A 17,086-nucleotide genomic window follows, 5' to 3' on the forward strand; every position below is an offset into this window, starting at 1 on the left:
GTACAGGAGCCGTATACGAGGTCCGTACGTACGGTTCTGTGAGAGGGATGAGGCATAAGCCTCACCCTACTCGATGTGGTTAAAAACTAATAACGGCTACTAAGATGAATGTTAGCCATTCACCTTAGTTATTAATATTGGCTGGTATTTTTGGCAAATAAATAAAAACCAGCACTTTGGCTGGTTTTTGTATGCTAACTAGGTGGTTTTATTACTTGAAGTTAAGTGTTAAGTACCTTGCTGCGCTTTATATTTTAAGCGGTAGCTGTGCAATAAAGGCTCAGTGTAGCCACTTGGTTGCTTAGCTCCTTCTAACACTAAGGCTAGTGCCGCTTGGTAGGCAATATTATTAGCAAGTGATTGCTCACTAATTGCCATAGGCTTATAAGCACTGTCGTGTTCATTTTGGCCATCTACCACTTTTGCCATTTTGGCCATGGTTGATCTAATTTGTTGCTCGCTGCAAATACCATGATGCAGCCAGTTAGCCATATGTTGGCTTGAAATACGCAGTGTTGCTCTGTCTTCCATAAGGCCAATGTGGTTTATGTCGGGCACTTTAGAGCAGCCAATCCCTTGGTCAATCCAGCGTACTACATAACCTAAAATACCTTGGGCGTTGTTTTCAAGCTCGGTTTTAATATCTTCTTTGCTAAGTAGCTCAGGCTCGTCCATTAATGGCGGGGTAAGTAGCTCATCTAGGCTGGCAATAGCACGCTTAGCAATGCTTTGCTGCTCGCTAAATACATCTACATCATGATAATGCATAGCATGCAGAGTTGCTGCAGTAGGGGAGGGCACCCACGCGGTATTAGCACCTGATTTAGGATGAGCTATTTTTTGCTCCATCATTAATGCCATTTTATCGGGCATAGCCCACATACCTTTACCTATTTGTGCTTTATGGCTTAAGCCACAAGCCAAACCAATGTCTACGTTGCGATCTTCGTAGGCGCTGATCCACGGCTCTAATTTAATAGCGGCTTTAGGCAGTACCACACCGGCGTGCATTGAGGTATGAATTTCATCACCTGTTCTATCTAAAAATCCGGTATTAATAAATACTACACGCTCTTTTGCTGCATGAATACAGGCTTTTAGGTTAGCTGAAGTACGGCGCTCTTCATCCATAATGCCCATTTTAATGGTGTTTTTTTCTAAGCCAAGTGCTTCTTCAACCATGTTAAATAGCGTGTTAGTTAATGCCACTTCTTCAGGACCATGCATTTTAGGTTTTACAATATTTATACTTTGCGCACTGGAGTTTTTAAGCGCACTGCTAGAATTTAAATCATGCAGCGCCGCTGTTGCAGTAAACATGGCATCCATAATGCCTTCAAACACATCGTTACCGCTTACGTCGGTAATTGCTGGATTGGTCATTAGGTGGCCTACATTGCGCACAAACATCATGCTGCGGCCTTTTAAGCTTAGGGTTTCACCATTTAGCGCCGTATATTGGCGATCGCTTTGCAGGGTACGTTCAACTGTGTTATCGCCTTTTTTAAACGATTCAACTAAGTTGCCTTGCATTAAACCTAACCAGTTTTTATAAACTTGTACTTTATCCTCTGCATCAACCGCAGCTATAGAGTCCTCGCAGTCCATAATAGTGGTAAGTGCAGCTTCAAGTACCACATCTTTTAAGCCAGCTTTATCTGCTTGGCCTATTGGGTGATGGTGATCTATATGTAGCTCAAGGTGTAGGCCATTATTTTTGAGCAAAATAACGCTAGGGTTTTGTGCTTCACCTTGGTAACCCACTAATTGCTCAGGCTTTTTTAGTTTGGTTTGTGAGCTGTCGCGTAGAGTAATTGACAGCGCACCGTCAACAACAGAATAATTAGTGCTCTCTATATGCGAGCCGTTTTCTAGTGGCAAGGCTTTATCTAAAAACTGCCTCGCGTATGCCATTACTTTAAAGCCACGAACTGAGTTATAAGTACGGCCTTTTTCGGCACCATCTTCTTCGCTTAGTACATCAGTGCCGTATAGGGCATCGTATAACGAACCCCAACGTGCGTTTGCAGCATTAAGTGCAAAGCGTGCATTGCTTACCGGCACTACTAGCTGTGGTCCCGCTGTTTGTGCTATTTCGGGCTCAACATTCTTTGTTTCAATACTAAAATTTTCAGGTTCGTTTACAAGGTAACCTATGTCGGTTAAAAACGTCTGGTACTGGGCTTTATCCCAGCTTTTATTAGCCAGATGATACTCATCAATTTGCTGTTGTAGCTGTTCGCGTTTAGCAAGTAGAGCTCTATTTACTGGCGTTAATGTTTGTACAATATGCGCAAAGCGCTGCCAAAATTGCTGCTCATTTAAATGTGTACCAGGTAATAGCTGGTTTTTAACAAAATCAGCTAGTTGGTTGTCTACGCTGAGTCCTGAGTGAGTGAGAGTATGGGGCATTTTAATAATCCTTAAACGGTCGCGATATTGTAAATTTTAGTGTGCGTAGTGTAACCATAACGTAAAAAAGAGGGGTTGAGTGCATTTTACTCATTCATGATATGTATAGCCGCAATAAAAACTATAAATTTACTAAATCTGAAAAATAAGCCTAATGTTTAATTAAGCGCTGCAGAGCAACTAAAGCAGTCACTCTCATAACACTATAATAATTTACCCCGTTCAAAGGATTTTAATTATGACTACATATAAAAGCGAAACAGATACATTAGCAACACTTTGTAAAAAACAAGGTAGTGCATGGAAAACCATTAACCCTGAATATGCAACACGTATGCGTTTACAAAATCGCTTTCGTACTGGGGTAGAAATTGCACAGTTTACTGCTGACATTATGCGTGAAGACATGGCCGCATACGACGCAGATACAAGCCAGTACACTCAGTCTTTAGGTTGTTGGCATGGATTTACTGCGCAACAAATGATGATGGCTATTAAGCGCCATCAAAAAACAACTAAGCGTAGTTATGTATACTTAAGTGGCTGGATGGTTGCGGCACTTCGTTCAGAGTTTGGTCCGCTTCCGGATCAAAGTATGCACGAAAAAACCTCAGTTCCGGCACTAATTGAAGAAATTTACACCTTTTTAAAGCAAGCCGATGCACGTGAGTTAGACCATTTATTTAATGACCTAGATGCAGCTAAAGCAAATGGTGGTGACGTACAAGCGGTACTAGATAAAATTGATAACTTTGAAACGCACGTAGTGCCAATTATTGCAGATATCGATGCCGGTTTTGGTAACGAAGAAGCGACTTACCTACTCGCTAAAAAAATGATTGAAGCAGGTGCTTGTGCTATTCAAATCGAAAACCAAGTGTCTGACGCTAAGCAGTGTGGCCACCAAGCTGGTAAAGTAACCGTACCGCACGAAGACTTTTTAGCTAAAATTAACGCAGTACGTTACGCATTTTTAGAGCTGGGTATTGATAACGGTATTATTGTTGCGCGTACCGATTCACTAGGTGCGAGCCTAACGCAAAAAGTACCGGTTTCACAAACTCCAGGTGACTTAGCTAGCCAATACAATGCATTTTTAGAAACTACGCCAATTAACGGTGTTGAAGATTTAAATGAAGGCGACACTGCAATGAAGCTTAATGGCCAACTTTGCAAACCAACGCGCCTTGATAATGGTTTATTCCAGTTCCGCGAAGGTACAGAAAAAGACCGCGTAGTACTAGATTGTGTAACTAGCCTACAGTCGGGTGCAGATTTACTGTGGATTGAAACCGAAAAACCACATGTTAAGCAAATTGCTGAGCTGGTTAATCGTGTTAAAGAGCAAGTGCCAGATGCTAAGCTTGTTTATAACAACTCACCGTCGTTTAACTGGACACTTAAGTTTCGTGAGCAAGTGTATCAAGAATGGCAAGAAGCGGGCCGTGACCTTAGCGCTTACCCAAGCTTGGGTGACAATAAAGGCCTTATGGCACCAGAAATGGATGCTACCGAGCTTGCAGTAGCAGCCGATTTACTAGTACAAAACTTCCAACGTGATGGTGCACGTGAAGCCGGTATTTTCCATCACCTAATCACATTGCCAACGTACCATACAGCAGCACTAAGTACGGATATTTTGTCAGAAGGTTACTTTGGTGACTTAGGTATGCTGGCTTATGTACGTGATGTACAGCGTCAAGAGATTCGTCGCGAACAAGCGTCTGTTAAGCACCAAGACCTTGCAGGCTCTAACATTGGCGATACACACAAAGAGTACTTCTCTGGTGATAATGCGCTTAAAGCCGGTGGTGAAGATAACACCATGAACCAATTCTAATTCAACTAGATAGTGTTACGTAAAGGGCCGAAAGGCCCTTTTTTTATCGAAATTTTCCGAGAAAACCCATTGATCGACGCGAAGCGGCGTCGATGGGATGAATCGGAATAGTTAGCCCTGCTCTTGAATGTATTTTCGAATTGTATCAGCAGCCGCATTCCCAACAGAGCAAACAAAATATCCGTCAGACCAAAATGTTTTTTTAACCCAGAATTGCTTTTTAAACCATTTAAACCATTTAAATCTCGACCATAGACTTTGCGTTGTAGATTGTTTAATTCTCCTAACGTAACTCGCAACACTGATATTGGGAGAGATCGTTAGCAATATGTGTATATGATCTTTGTCCACCTCGATCTCTTCGATATTAAATTCTGAGCGCTCTGCAATTTCAGTGATTTTTTGTTTTACAAAATCACCTACATCACCTTTTAACAATTGTTTTCTATATTTAACCACAAGTATTAAATGTAGCGCTATTAAATATTTACAGTGAGATTTAGTGTCATATTCCATCTTGACAACTCATTTCCATACAGTAGTCTATACAGTATATGAAAAAGACGCTTAGATACAACTACAGGCTAAATCCTACGCCAGAGCAAGAAGCTAAACTCGTTGAGTTTGGCGCGACAGCGCGTGGCATTTGGAACTTATTGTTGTCTGAGAACATGCGTCGATACGAGCACGATAAAACGTTTTTGTTTTACAAAGACATGGCCTCACTACTTAAAGATATCAAGACGTTCGAAGAGTTTAACTGGATCAAAGCATTCGATTCTGCGGCAGCTCAACAAGTTGCCCGCGACCTGGAATTAGCGCTCAAGAATGTTTTTACTAAAGGTCGCTTGCAACGCTTTCCAAAGCACAAGATCTCATATAAAAAGAAAAAACGTCACAACGATAGTTTTCGAGCGGTCAATAACTCGCACTGTATCCGCATTGAAAATGGCGCTATCAGTATCCCAAAAGTTGGTAAAGTGCCTATCATTTTACATCGCGAACTGGCTAGCAAAATCAAAACGGTAACTGTTCAGTTTCGCCACGGTAAATGGGAATGCAGTATTACTCAAGAAGTGGAGTGCAAAACAGCGCTTCGCGTTTTAAAAACAATCACAGGTTTTGACATTAACTCAAAGCAAACGGTAGTTGGCTCAGATGGTTTTGTGGTCGATAACCCCACGTTTTTAAAGCAGTCAAAAACAAAGTTAAATCAATTGCAACGCCAGCTTGCACGCCGAACTAAAGGTTCAAATCGCTGGCACAAAACCAAACAACGCATCAACAAATTACACGGCAAAATCTCACGGCAAAGGCTCGACTTTGCACACAAAATTTCACGCCAGATAACCAATGAAAATGACATTTTAGTGTTCGAAGATTTAAACGTAAAAGGGATGCAAAAGTTCAATGGCAGCATGGTTGCCGACAATGTGATGGGCTTAATTACTCAGCTTTCAAAATACAAAACTGAGCTTGAAGGTAAACTCTATCACGAGATTGGCAGGTTTGAAAAATCCACTGGGGTTTGTTCTGAATGCGGCCAACATCATGTTTTAACATTGAACGACAGAAATTTCACATGTACGGCTTGTGAAACTTACCAAAGCCGAGACTTGTCAGCGGCTAAAAGCATAGCAAAAACAGGTGAATTAGATTTGATTGCGGCTGGGATCGTCGCAAGGGTTACCCCCACATCTCAGCAGAAATCAGCCATTAAAACGAAAGTCTTCGAGCTATCGAAGTTTGCTGTTGGAACTGAGAAAAAAGAAGCAGCCTAGTCTCTAAGTCAAGGCTGTAGAAGCCCATTGATCGACACGGAGTGGCGTCGATGGGTAGTTCACGCGTATAATTAAGTAACCTGTCTGTGGGTAATAAAGCTAGCTTTAGTCGCTTTTTGACGTTAACTGCATTGAATTTGTTTGCAATAGGCCAGCCATGGGCGCGTAAAGCTGCCTTGTTTCCTCCCCACTCCTCAAATAAATCTCTGATTAAAGAAAATAAAATTATCATTACAGTTTAATACTTGAATTCAAGTTTAGTAAACCTTTTAACCAGTTCAGTTAAGTAGCTACCCACAACAGATCAGTATTTAACTAGCTGGCTATAATTACGGATCAGAGTTTAACCAAGCTTAGTGTAAAGCCCATTATTTAACCTTTTTAGCACTTTTATGGCTTTATAAACTGTAAATAAAGGCCATAAGTGACTGATTTTAGCTTTTTGAGTGAACACTCACCTTATAATAAACCGATTTTTTACTAACTTGAGCAATCCACAAAACACTTTTTTACTAACTGAGGGCCTATAAACACTAGCTCAAACCGGTTTTTTACCAACTCAGTGGGTATTTAATTGTATAAACCGAAATTTTACCAACTCAAATAATAGTTAAGTCCGATACTTAAGCTAGGCATTAAGATAGCTTAAGTATTAGTAAGCATTTAGATGGCTTTATCTCTATATTGCTGATGTTAGCGTGTAGGTGAATATAGTTAAAGTGGACTATATCCCTAAAGGGGTAGAGAGTACTTTTTGGCTATATTAACCTGATCTCCGGATAATAAATTTATCTCAAGCAGCTATTTTCAGCGCTAACTGCGTTGAATTTACTTGCAATAGGCCAGCTATTGACGCGTAAATTCGCCTTGTTTTCACTGAAAACCTCTGGCTAGAGAAAATAAAATTAAATATAAATATGATTCAATACGTTAGTAAATCTCTTAACCAGAGTTCAGGTTAATTAACTTGCCGCGGCGTTTGTGGTTTGCCTTGGTGTTACTATTAAAAATACCTAACCTGAGTTTAGGTTACTTACTGTAAACCCCCTTTACACTTATTGGTAATGTAAAAAAGCCACTTTTAAAAAGTGGCTTTAACTTACATACCAAGCGGTATGTTTAGGTTATTTAGTGTGTTTATCGATTACCTACGAGTTGCATGATTATGGACATTGCTACAAGCATTGTAGAATCTTATCTCTGGCCTTATAGACTATGTCCATAGGCGTTTTGAAAAATTTACCATTATTAATCAATTTTCGTCCATGCTATTTCGTAAAGTTGAACCATCTAAATCTTTAATTTTTTCATACTGTTTATCAATTTCTTTTATGGTCAAATAATACCTTGGCCAGCGATTATTGCATTTTTGGCACATAATTAGCACAATAGGGTTTTCAGGCGTACTCTTTTCAGGGCTAAATTCAACAAACTCTACAGCATCACAATACAATAATGGTTCTTTCAAAATCGCTAAATACTCTCACTGTTGTTTATCCTTCATCAATATCAAATCCATCACTCAAGATGAATTTTCGGAGGAAAGCATCGATTCTTATATTTACTTTGAAAATTGGAATCGTGACTCCTTCGACAGATTCAAAATAAGTCTTGGCTTTGGCTTTATCAATAGAGTCTTTTAAAGCATCAAATCGTCCACCAACATTCGGCTTCTCAGCAAAATTTGCTGCTTGCATAAGGCTTACGACTTGATCTCTATCACAACCTAAAACTTCACAAAGCTTATTAACCTGTTCGTCTTTGGCGGTGTTTTGGTATTCCGAGATATAGTCTCTGAATGTCTTACTAGCATCGAGTTTAACCTGTCCACGCTGAACATCGTTTAAGAAAATATTGGCGTATTTTTGCTCTTCTTGAGTCAGGGTCGCAAAGGATTTATGCAGTTCATTTAGCGTTTGCTCAATTTCCTCTTCCTTTGCACCTTCAAGGTTAAGAACTCGCAGATATTTTGCAAAGTTATTATTCATGTAGTCGTTGTCGATACGACCCGTGTCGATTTCAGTAAGGTAACCGTTAATGTCATAAGGAATGCTTTCATTACCACCTTCTCCGCTTCCCGCTCCACCAAACAATTCTTTGTAGCGCAGTGCCAGAACCAGATAGGTATTCTCATCAAAATCCAAAGCCACGGAATACTTTTTAGGGGTTTCTTGGTCTTTAAATTCGTAGGTAAGTTTTTCCCAAATAAAGCCTTGAACCTTGGCCGCCTCTAAATAAACGTTTAACTGATTAAACAGTTTCGCAAACTGTCCTCTATCGGCTTTTTCGGCTGGCAGAGCAGCAAAGTCATCAACACCAGCATTCTCAAATAGTTCAGCAATGTCAGCGAAAACTTGATTCATTTTGATTAAGTTCTTGTCCAGTTGCTCGACAAACAACATAACGGGCTTATCACCTGAATAGAGTTTCACTGCGTCATTTATATTGCGTTCCATTGAATGTGGGAAGCGGTAGTAGCGAATCGTACCGAATGGCTTGTCTGGCCCAAATAAGCGATTCGTTCGCGAGAAAGCCTGAATAATGCTTTCGTATCGCATCAGCTTATCTAAATACAACGTATTGACCCACTTGGAATCAAAGCCCGTCAACATTTGGTCAACCACAATCAGTAAGTCCAATTGAGCTTCAAGTGTTCGGTCAATGATTTGATATGGTTTCTTGTGCGACAAGCGATTAGAAATATCTTTCTTGAATTTACCATGCGTCGCAAGAGTAAAGTCCATCTCATAACGCTCGTTATAATCTTCTAAGATTTCTACCAACCCGTCTTGCTTAAACTTAACACCACCGCCATTGTCGATATTAGGGTCAAACAAAGCGGTGACTTTTAACTCCGGCATAGCTTGTTTGATTAAGCGATAATATTCAATCGCTTCAGGAATGCTGCTTGTTGCCAGCATTGCATGAAATTTACCTGCTTGGCTCAGAGTCACCCAGTTGTCTAAAATATCCTCAACAACCTTCTCACGGTGCTCCTCACGATCATATTGGACATTCGGAATATAATCTTCTATACCCTTAATGTACTTGTCATTGTCATCCTTGAAACCCGTCATAGAGATGTCATTTAAGAACTTAAAATAGATTTTCTTCTTTTTAGGGTCTGCAAAGGCCTCGGCTTCAGTGGATGCTTTTGCTTGTTCCAGGGCAACCGCTTTTCTCAGTTCTTTATCTTTATAAGTCAGGATTTTATAGGGGTCAAATCCAAGCACGTTCTCATCTCGAATCCCGTCTGCAATGCTGTAGCGGTGCAGTTCATCTCCAAAGATAGTTGAGGTGGTACTAGATTTTTTTTGGTTCTCATCGTGGATAGGAGTTCCTGTAAAACCAAAAAACATCGCTCTAGGAAAGGTCTGCTTAATGGTTGTCAGCATATCGCCAAAAGTAGAGCGGTGCGCTTCATCGATAATGAACACAACACGCTTACCATTCATGATCTCTAAGTCATGCGCATTAAGACCGCCATCTTCATCATGGATATTGCTCATTTTTTGGATAGAGGTGACGATTAACGTATTGGCATGATCGCCACTTTTCAGTTTAGTAATCAAGGTACTGGTGTTTTCTGTGGCTTGTACAGATTCATTGTCATCTGCAAAGTTTCGGTATTCACGCAAAGATTGCGTGCCTAACTCAATACGATCCATTAAGAAAACAACCTTATCAGCATCTTTAGAGTTGGCGATAAGCTGTGCCGACTTAAAACTGGTCATAGTTTTACCTGAGCCCGTGGTGTGCCAGATAAAGCCTCCACGAATATTGCTCTGCTCCCAATCGGCTTTAGCCACTCTATCGGAAATGGCATTAACTGCGTAATACTGGTAGCTTCGCATCACTTTTAATACACCATCTGAACCATCTGCAACGGTATAAAAACCGATTAGCTGATGTGCCATAGGAATGGAAAGAAGTGAAGAGGCCACCTTATCCCATTGATTAATGGGTTCGTTATTAAAATCTGCCCAGTTAAAGTAAAAGTCTTTATTAAACTTTCCATCGACACCTGGGTTAGCAAAGTACACAGACTCTTCAGGGTTCATGGCTACAAAAACTTGCACCAAAGAAAAGAGCCTACTGAAAATACCTTCATCGGAATACTTTTCAATTTGATGATAGGCTTGGCTAACAGGAACACCGCTTTTCTTTAGCTCGATATGAAAGACAGGCATGCCGTTAATCAGCAACATTAAATCGCCACGACGATCATTCAGGATTGTAGAACTAGCTTTAAATTGCGGTTGCTGAACAATCTGATAGCGACTTTGCCCAGCAGCAATTTCCATACGGTCATAGATTTTTAAACTGACTTCTTTACCAAAGTGAAGGGTATCGTCTTCATTATCTCGAACGATACTGACCGATTTACCGTTAATAAATCCATTGAGTTTTAACGGTGTTCTTAGCTCATTAATCTGCTCAAGGATCTGCTGCATTTCGCCATCGGTAAGAGGGTAACTATCCAATCGGTCTCTACTGCGATTGTTCTCATAAAGAATACTCGCCCAATTTCTGAGCAAGTCTTCTTCAGTTGGATTTTTAAGAACCGTATCTTCCCAACCCTTTTGTTTCAGTGTTTTAATCAAGGCCTCTTCAAAGGCTGCTTCAGTGGTAAATGTCATCGTAATCAATAGCCTTATACAAACATCTTTTCTAAGTAAGACGATTTGATTTGTTTGAGTTTGGTGAGTTCTGTTTTTTGGAGTGAAATCAAATTGTCTAAGCTTTTAAAATAAGAGCCAATCGCTTTTTGTTCACCAATCGAAGGAAAAACAATATCAAGTTTTTCTATTGAAGAGGCATACAAATGAAAAACCGTTGATCCAGTTACATTTTGTAAAACCTGTTGTTCTCTGGTTCTAATGAAACGACTTAAAAATTCACCATCAATAATATCTTGGTCATTAGGTCTAATCACCAAAATATCTCCACCCAAAACCACACTACTCTGTTTAACGCAGCAAGATTTCACCAATCCCTTTGGTGTTACATCAGATGTTGGCATCAAAACATCATTACAAATCGAAACAAAATTATCATTTTGATTGGTTTTACTCGTAACTGTTTCAATTACCTCAGAGTAATTAGTGAATAATTCACCATAATGAATACATGGGAAAAGTCCATCATCCTGAATTGCACTTTTAGGCAAACCTTTGCCTTTATAAAATGATGCGACGTCTCCTAAAACTCTTGAATCCCAAATCCCCGAAAAACTTTTAAATCGAATTTCTGGTTCGTCTGCACCTTCTTTTGGAAATATCTTTTCCAGCATGGCTTTTTTTAAGGTTATCAGCTTATCGAGCTTGTGCTGTTTGAGAGTGATTTGGTTGTCGAGGTTTTTGAAGAAGGTGCCGATTGCTTTTTGTTGCTCAATAGAGGGAAAAGCGACATCAAGTTTTTCTATTGAAGAGGCATACAAATGAAAAACCGTTGATCCAGTTACATTTTGTAAAACCTGTTGTTCTCTGGTTCTAATGAAACGACTTAAAAATTCACCATCAATAATATCTTGGTCATTAGGTCTAATCACCAAAATATCTCCACCCAAAACCACACCACTCTGTTTAACGCAGCAAGATTTCACCAATCCCTTTGGTGTTACATCAGATGTTGGCATCAAAACATCATTACAAATCGAAACAAAATTATCATTTTGATTGGTTTTACTCGTAACTGTTTCAATTACCTCAGAGTAATTAGTGAATAATTCACCATAATGAATACATGGGAAAAGTCCATCACCCTGAATTGCACTTTTAGGCAAACCTTTGCCTTTATAAAATGATGCGACGTCTCCTAAAGCTCTTGAATCCCAAATTCCCGAAAACCCTTTAAATTTCAATCTTGGAACATCCTTAACTTCCACCATCACTCATTCCCCTTGAGCAATGTTTGAAATTCCCCCAGGCCTGCCATATCGAATTCATCGCCTTCTAAGTCATCAATTATTGAAGATAAAGCTTTTTGCGTTTCATCAATCTCTTCAACCACTTCTTTATAGGTAGTGGCATATTTTTCAGTTAATGCAGCCACCTTATTCGCTAAGCTAACAGTTAGGTTCTCAGGCAATTGGTTGATTGAATCAACCAGTGGTTTAATCCATTTCAGTTCAACCAATTCGTTTGCTTGCTGAACGGTTAGATTTTCAATGGTTTCTTTGGTTAAAATGTGAAGTGCCGCCGCTTCTTTTTTGAGCTGGGCTTTTAGTTCTTTTTCTTCGACTAATAGAGCCTCTACTAGAACTAATTTGCTTTCATAAGTTTCTTCAGGGAAAGTAAAGGCTGACCTAAGTTCAGCTATATAGCTATTAACCTTAGCTTTGCCGTAAGTCCCATCTTTATTGGCTTCAATTTTATCCCAATGGACATTTGGATGATTTTCTACGAATACCATTTTTTCAGGCTTTTTCGCCTTAGCATCTAACAGCTCAAGATACTCGTTTAGTGTTTTGATCTCATCAGTTTCAATATCCGAATAGATATCTTTCAGTTCCTTATTAACTTCACCGACTTTAAACTTGGTGTTGTCGTCATTTAAGATCGCTGAATCTTTTTCTTCTTCAGATAACGAATCAATGATTTCTTCTAATTGCGCACCAATTTCTGTCAGGCGAGATTTCATTGAAGTAACCTTGGTAACTTCATCAGTTAGCAAGACATTTTGTACCAGCTCAAACGGCAAAATGCGTCCTTTCCAACCCTCTTGCACCTCTTGCTCTTTACCGTCTTTCTTTTTAACTACCATATTCGGCTCGACAACTTTAATTGTCGCCACGCCTTCGGTTTGAATCATTTCTAAATCAGGGGCAATTATCTGCCATTCATCATCCAACAGTTGATAGGCTTCATATTTATCAATTAACGGGTTTTGAGGCTCAACAATGATAAGTCGTTCAAAAATATCATTACCCAATAAAGTTTGTTGTCTTGGAATACTTAGCGTTGTCATACCCTCAATCAGTTGTTGGTTCAGATAACCCTTAAAAGTTGAAAACGCATTTGCAAATTTTTGCTTAAAAGCTTGGATATCCGCATGCTCACGAATCGCTGTTTTAACATCCTCGACTTTTACGTGTGTGTACGCCTCATCTTCATGCTCAAAAATCGCACTACGAAGGCTAGGGAATGCTTTCCAGTAAGGACTTAGGGCATCAATTTCATGCTTGGGAATTCCACCAAACATGGACGCGTAAATATCCCAGCTTTCCGACGGCGCAGACGAATCAACGTAGCGTGGAATATTAAGGTTGTAACCGTTATCACGAATCTCTTGGCGACTGACAAGTTTAGAAAACTTATCAATCGAATCACGAGAAATGACCGTATCAACGATACGCTTGATGTCTGAAGCTTGGAGTAAGTTGTTTTTTCCAACCTTAATAAAGTTTTTGGAAGCATCTACGATTAAGACATCTTCGTTATCTCGCTTTTGTTTAAGCACCATAATGATGGTTGGAATGCCTGTACCAAAGAAGATGTTTGAAGGCAGGCCGATAATAGCGTCAATATGATTAGCCTCAATCAAGTTTTCACGAATCTTACCCTCATCGCCACCACGAAATAACACGCCATGCGGCAAAACGATGGTCATAATGCCTGTTGGCTTTAAGTGATAAAGGTCGTGCAGCAGGAAGGCAAAATCCGCCTTGGTTTTAGGAGCTAGGCCAAATCGAGAATAGCGTGGATCGGCTTCTTTATGGGCAGGATCCCACTTTTGAGAGTAAGGCGGGTTGCTGACCACTGCATCCACGTAAAGTGCGTTGTAAGTGCTTACAGGGTCATTTTCATCAAAATATGGCCAGTCATCTTCTAGGGTATCGCCATTTCGAGTCGTGATATTCTCAACTAATATGCCACGCATAATCAGATTCATACGAGTCAGGTTGTAGGTGTTTTCTTTAAGTTCTTGAGCGTAATACTGGATGTTGTTTTTATCATCAACATGTTTGGCAACGCTTTGACCGATATTAATTAAAAGTGAGCCAGAGCCACTGCATGGGTCATAGATTTTGATTTCTGAATTATCTTTCAGGTGATGGGCAATAATCTCAGATTTTAAGAGTGAAACTTCGTGTGGGGTATAAAATTCGCCTGCTTTTTTGCCAGCATTAGCGGCAAACATTCCAATCAGATATTCATAAATAAAACCAAGTACGTCATAGCTTTGCTTGCCATCGGTGGGAATATCTTGTATCAGGTGAATCAGTTCACTAATAGCTTTAGTTTGTTTTGCTGCCGTATCACCAAGCTTACTCAACCCTGTCTCTAGGGTGGTAAAAATCCCACTGAACAATTTTTTGTGTTTAGCATTGATTAGACGATTAAAGGCAGACAGTGAGTCACGCACATTAGCGACTTCAAAGTCTTTACCTTGCTCAATCCAGGTTGAAAAGAGATTGTCATAGGCGATAAAGTAACCCATATTGGATTTGAAGTAGTCAACGGTTTCTTGGTCTTCCTCATTGAGCTGTTTTAAGTCCTCTCCTGTTAAACCCTGTTTTTCAGCAAAAGCGACCGTTTGGTCACTAAGATATTTATAGAACATAAAACCAAGGATATAGTCCTTGTATTCATTCGCTTCGATTTTCGAACGCATCTGGTTTGCGGATTCCCAGATTTTTGCGGCTAATTGTTGCTTATTCATTGGTTCTCTTTTTTAGTTATGTGCGAGACTTTACCTGCCTCAAACTCTTGAATTCTATCTTGCAGTTCTTCTATTAAGTTTTGCTGGGCATCAACAATTGAGCACAACTTATCTCTTTGGTTCTGGCAGTCTTTGAGCTTTTCTTGAAGCTTGCGTTTACGATTGTCTTTTTGCTGCGAAACTTTTTTTTCTTGGCTTTCTTGGAGAGCCGAATATTCTTGTATTTCTAGAACTAATAATGGATAACGACTTTTCTTAAGCGCAGAAGGATCACGTCCTGCTTCTTTTGCAACGTTATTCTGACTTAAAGGGGTGCCTTTTGGAAGGATAACAGGCTTATTTCGCTTAAGCCTTTCAAACGCCTCCCTAAATAGCTCTTCTGCGGTTTTATTGATTTCGTTCGATGACATCTAAATAAATTCCTATGGCTTTGATTTCTTGAGTTAATGCCTTGTATCTAGGTGAATGTATTTCAATCTGTTCTATCTCAGATTTATGAGCATCTCGTAGTTTGATTAACTTTTCTTTATTGCGTCTTATAAAAATCGCATCGGAACAAATATTGCCACCATCACCACCTGCACACTTTGACACCGACTCAATGCCGCCATACTCACAGACACCGCGCTTAAGGCATAATCCAAGTAGGGTTAATCGGCTGCCAACTTCACCTTTTTTAGCAAGGTCAATAAACTGCTTTTCTTCTTTATCACTGACTAAGTTGACGATTTCAACAGGAACATTAATTTTTGAATGCGGTCTGACATACTCATAACTATTTTCAAGCACCTCTGTAAATTGCCTATAAATAGATTTGTAAGACTCTACGATCAACTGTGTTTCTGCATCCGAGTTTAGACGAAGATTTGTATAATTTCGTCCATAATAAAGCGTCATGTTTCTTGAAAGGTGCTTCATTTCAAACTGAAGTGAGTGGTCTGACACCATGTTTGAAGCAAACATATTGACGCAGGTAGTTCGCCTTAGTTGGTGAGCTGAAAACTTCCATGGCTTACCAATACCAAACCATTCTTTTTGGTCAAGATTAGGGGTAAGAGAAAGGGCTATTTGAGCGTCTTCTTCAGTAATCAAAAGTTCTTTTTCATCAAAGAAGGATGGGTGAATTTGATCCAAAGTACCAAAATCTACATATTTCAATTTTTGTGCGTTGCCAGTGTTTCGACCTGGTTGCCATGGTTCATATGATGGAGTAAGTAAGAAAGGGTTTAATTTAAACTCGTCTTGAACAGATTTTGGTGCGTGGTTTAATCTTAGCTTGGCAATAATTGCTAGAGCTTTAACCGCTTTTTCAACCTTTTGAGAGACAACCCAGCGTGCATCGCTATCAAAGTCTGTTTTTGTAGTTTCGCCCGATAAGATTGCGATAGGACCAAGCTTATGGTCATTTTCAATTGAGAAGCAGTCCGCTCTCATTGAGCAGGCTTCATCTCTTCGTTGCAGAGAAAAGTTTAAAATGTAAAAAATAGAAACGGCTCTGATTAAATTGAAATATTTGCCAAACCTAGAAACCCTGAAAGTTTCTTTTGATTTTAGCTTCTCTTTCAAAAGCCATTTACTGAATAATTCATAAAGCCCATAATCTTTTAAAAAACCATTAAAACCTGTTGGATAGGTTATTCTATTTTTATATACAAGGGTCTTATGAAATGGAGAGCAAAAGACTACTTCCATACTTGTTGTTTCCATAATTTCAGAGTTTGTATTGTAGGCATGGCTCAACCATTCAAAAGCAGATATAATCTGAGTTTGATAAGCAAAAAAGTCATCTAAACATTCATTAAACCTTTTAATTTGATAACTTAAAATTCTCGGTGGAATATAGGGATGTTGAATAACTGCTTGGTCGCTTATATTTCGAGCCAAGTAACCAATCATATTTTTGTCAGCTATGACAAACCCAAGTTCGTCACTGTATGCTAAAAACTTATGGAGGTAGGATAAATATTCTTCCGTTTTTGAACATTGAATGCTCTGTGAAACCTCATGAAATAGCTTTGGAAAGCGATAGATTTCGTTGAGCAATATTTTATGTCTTGAACAAACTGTAGCGATTTTAATTAGCAGTTGAAAATGGGTTTTGGCACTTTGATAACTCCCTGGATAGAAGCTTGGGTGATATAAAATAAAAATCATTGCTTGTTTAACTAAGGCGAGATTCCTTTCATCTAGGTTCTGTTTCTCGAAGTTGTAACCAGTGTATCCAAAGGCTGAGAAATCCCATTTACCACCACCGTAAAGGGATAAATCATTTCCATTTTCATCAACACTCACAGCCCAGTCATCAGGAGGAGGAAAACTTGGTGGTCTGTATAGTTTTGAGTTATTGGTAACTAAAGTAGATTTGTAGCGAAATTGTAAATTGTTCATC

10 protein-coding genes are annotated in these 17,086 nt (G+C 39.4%); 2 read left to right on the forward strand and 8 right to left on the reverse strand.

Going from position 1 to position 17,086, the window contains the following annotated elements; translation table 11 throughout:
• Positions 1 to 228: 228 nt before the first annotated feature.
• Positions 229 to 2,412: a malate synthase G gene (locus tag AAEZ18_RS15730; RefSeq protein WP_011329703.1), complete on the reverse strand. Its 2,184-nt coding sequence runs from the start codon at positions 2,410 to 2,412 to the stop codon at positions 229 to 231.
• A gap of 238 nt (positions 2,413 to 2,650) precedes the next feature.
• Between AAEZ18_RS15730 and AAEZ18_RS15735 the strand changes: the two genes are divergently transcribed.
• Entirely contained in the window at positions 2,651 to 4,252 is a 1,602-nt protein-coding gene (locus tag AAEZ18_RS15735; protein WP_011329704.1) for an isocitrate lyase, read from the forward strand.
• A 111-nt stretch (positions 4,253 to 4,363) separates the two neighbouring features.
• On the opposite strand, the gene tnpA is transcribed toward AAEZ18_RS15735, so the two are convergent.
• Positions 4,364 to 4,768 carry an IS200/IS605 family transposase gene (gene tnpA / locus AAEZ18_RS15740; RefSeq protein ID WP_352255691.1) on the reverse strand — a complete coding sequence of 135 codons (405 nt, stop codon included), beginning with the start codon at positions 4,766 to 4,768 and terminating at the stop codon, positions 4,364 to 4,366.
• 38 nt (positions 4,769 to 4,806) lie between these two features.
• Between tnpA and AAEZ18_RS15745 the strand changes: the two genes are divergently transcribed.
• Positions 4,807 to 6,033, forward strand: coding sequence for an RNA-guided endonuclease InsQ/TnpB family protein (locus tag AAEZ18_RS15745; protein WP_352255693.1), 1,227 nt, complete (start codon positions 4,807 to 4,809; stop codon positions 6,031 to 6,033).
• 1,252 nt (positions 6,034 to 7,285) lie between these two features.
• On the opposite strand, the gene AAEZ18_RS15750 is transcribed toward AAEZ18_RS15745, so the two are convergent.
• Genes AAEZ18_RS15750 through AAEZ18_RS15775 form a run of 6 tightly spaced genes read right to left on the reverse strand, consistent with a single transcriptional unit; the run spans position 7,286 to position 17,085 of the window.
• Positions 7,286 to 7,501 carry a hypothetical protein gene (locus tag AAEZ18_RS15750; protein WP_350595175.1) on the reverse strand — a complete coding sequence of 72 codons (216 nt, stop codon included), beginning with the start codon at positions 7,499 to 7,501 and terminating at the stop codon, positions 7,286 to 7,288.
• Between the two features lie 25 nt (positions 7,502 to 7,526).
• The gene (locus tag AAEZ18_RS15755; protein WP_350595177.1) at positions 7,527 to 10,673 is read right to left on the reverse strand and encodes a type I restriction endonuclease subunit R; all 3,147 of its coding nucleotides are present in this window, start codon (positions 10,671 to 10,673) and stop codon (positions 7,527 to 7,529) included.
• 14 nt (positions 10,674 to 10,687) lie between these two features.
• Positions 10,688 to 11,923, reverse strand: a complete 1,236-nt coding sequence (locus AAEZ18_RS15760) for a restriction endonuclease subunit S (RefSeq protein ID WP_350595193.1) — start codon at positions 11,921 to 11,923, stop codon at positions 10,688 to 10,690.
• Positions 11,923 to 14,697, reverse strand: coding sequence for a type I restriction-modification system subunit M (locus tag AAEZ18_RS15765; RefSeq protein ID WP_350595179.1), 2,775 nt, complete (start codon positions 14,695 to 14,697; stop codon positions 11,923 to 11,925). Before AAEZ18_RS15765 ends, AAEZ18_RS15760 begins: the two co-directional genes overlap by 1 nt.
• A complete protein-coding gene (locus AAEZ18_RS15770) occupies positions 14,694 to 15,107 on the reverse strand; it encodes a hypothetical protein (RefSeq protein ID WP_350595180.1) in 414 nt (137 codons plus the stop codon). The genes AAEZ18_RS15765 and AAEZ18_RS15770 overlap by 4 nt, the downstream gene beginning before the upstream one ends.
• On the reverse strand, positions 15,085 to 17,085 hold the full coding sequence (locus AAEZ18_RS15775; RefSeq protein ID WP_350595182.1) for a site-specific integrase: 2,001 nt from the start codon (positions 17,083 to 17,085) through the stop codon (positions 15,085 to 15,087). The genes AAEZ18_RS15770 and AAEZ18_RS15775 overlap by 23 nt, the downstream gene beginning before the upstream one ends.
• Position 17,086 lies beyond the last annotated feature (1 nt).

It is taken from the genome of Pseudoalteromonas sp. 19-MNA-CIBAN-0066, assembly GCF_040308705.1.
GTDB lineage: Bacteria > Pseudomonadota > Gammaproteobacteria > Enterobacterales > Alteromonadaceae > Pseudoalteromonas > Pseudoalteromonas nigrifaciens.

Bases quoted from the DNA above. Each gene is read 5' to 3' on its own strand.
- AAEZ18_RS15745 (WP_352255693.1), top strand. From the start codon at position 4,807: ATGAAAAAGACGCTTAGATACAACTACAGGCTAAATCCTACGCCAGAG.
- tnpA (WP_352255691.1), bottom strand. From the start codon at position 4,768: ATGGAATATGACACTAAATCTCACTGTAAATATTTAATAGCGCTACAT.
- AAEZ18_RS15765 (WP_350595179.1), bottom strand. From the start codon at position 14,697: ATGAATAAGCAACAATTAGCCGCAAAAATCTGGGAATCCGCAAACCAG.
- AAEZ18_RS15755 (WP_350595177.1), bottom strand. From the start codon at position 10,673: ATGACATTTACCACTGAAGCAGCCTTTGAAGAGGCCTTGATTAAAACA.
- AAEZ18_RS15770 (WP_350595180.1), bottom strand. From the start codon at position 15,107: ATGTCATCGAACGAAATCAATAAAACCGCAGAAGAGCTATTTAGGGAG.
- AAEZ18_RS15775 (WP_350595182.1), bottom strand. From the start codon at position 17,085: ATGAACAATTTACAATTTCGCTACAAATCTACTTTAGTTACCAATAAC.
- AAEZ18_RS15730 (WP_011329703.1), bottom strand. From the start codon at position 2,412: ATGCCCCATACTCTCACTCACTCAGGACTCAGCGTAGACAACCAACTA.
- AAEZ18_RS15760 (WP_350595193.1), bottom strand. From the start codon at position 11,923: ATGGTGGAAGTTAAGGATGTTCCAAGATTGAAATTTAAAGGGTTTTCG.
- AAEZ18_RS15735 (WP_011329704.1), top strand. From the start codon at position 2,651: ATGACTACATATAAAAGCGAAACAGATACATTAGCAACACTTTGTAAA.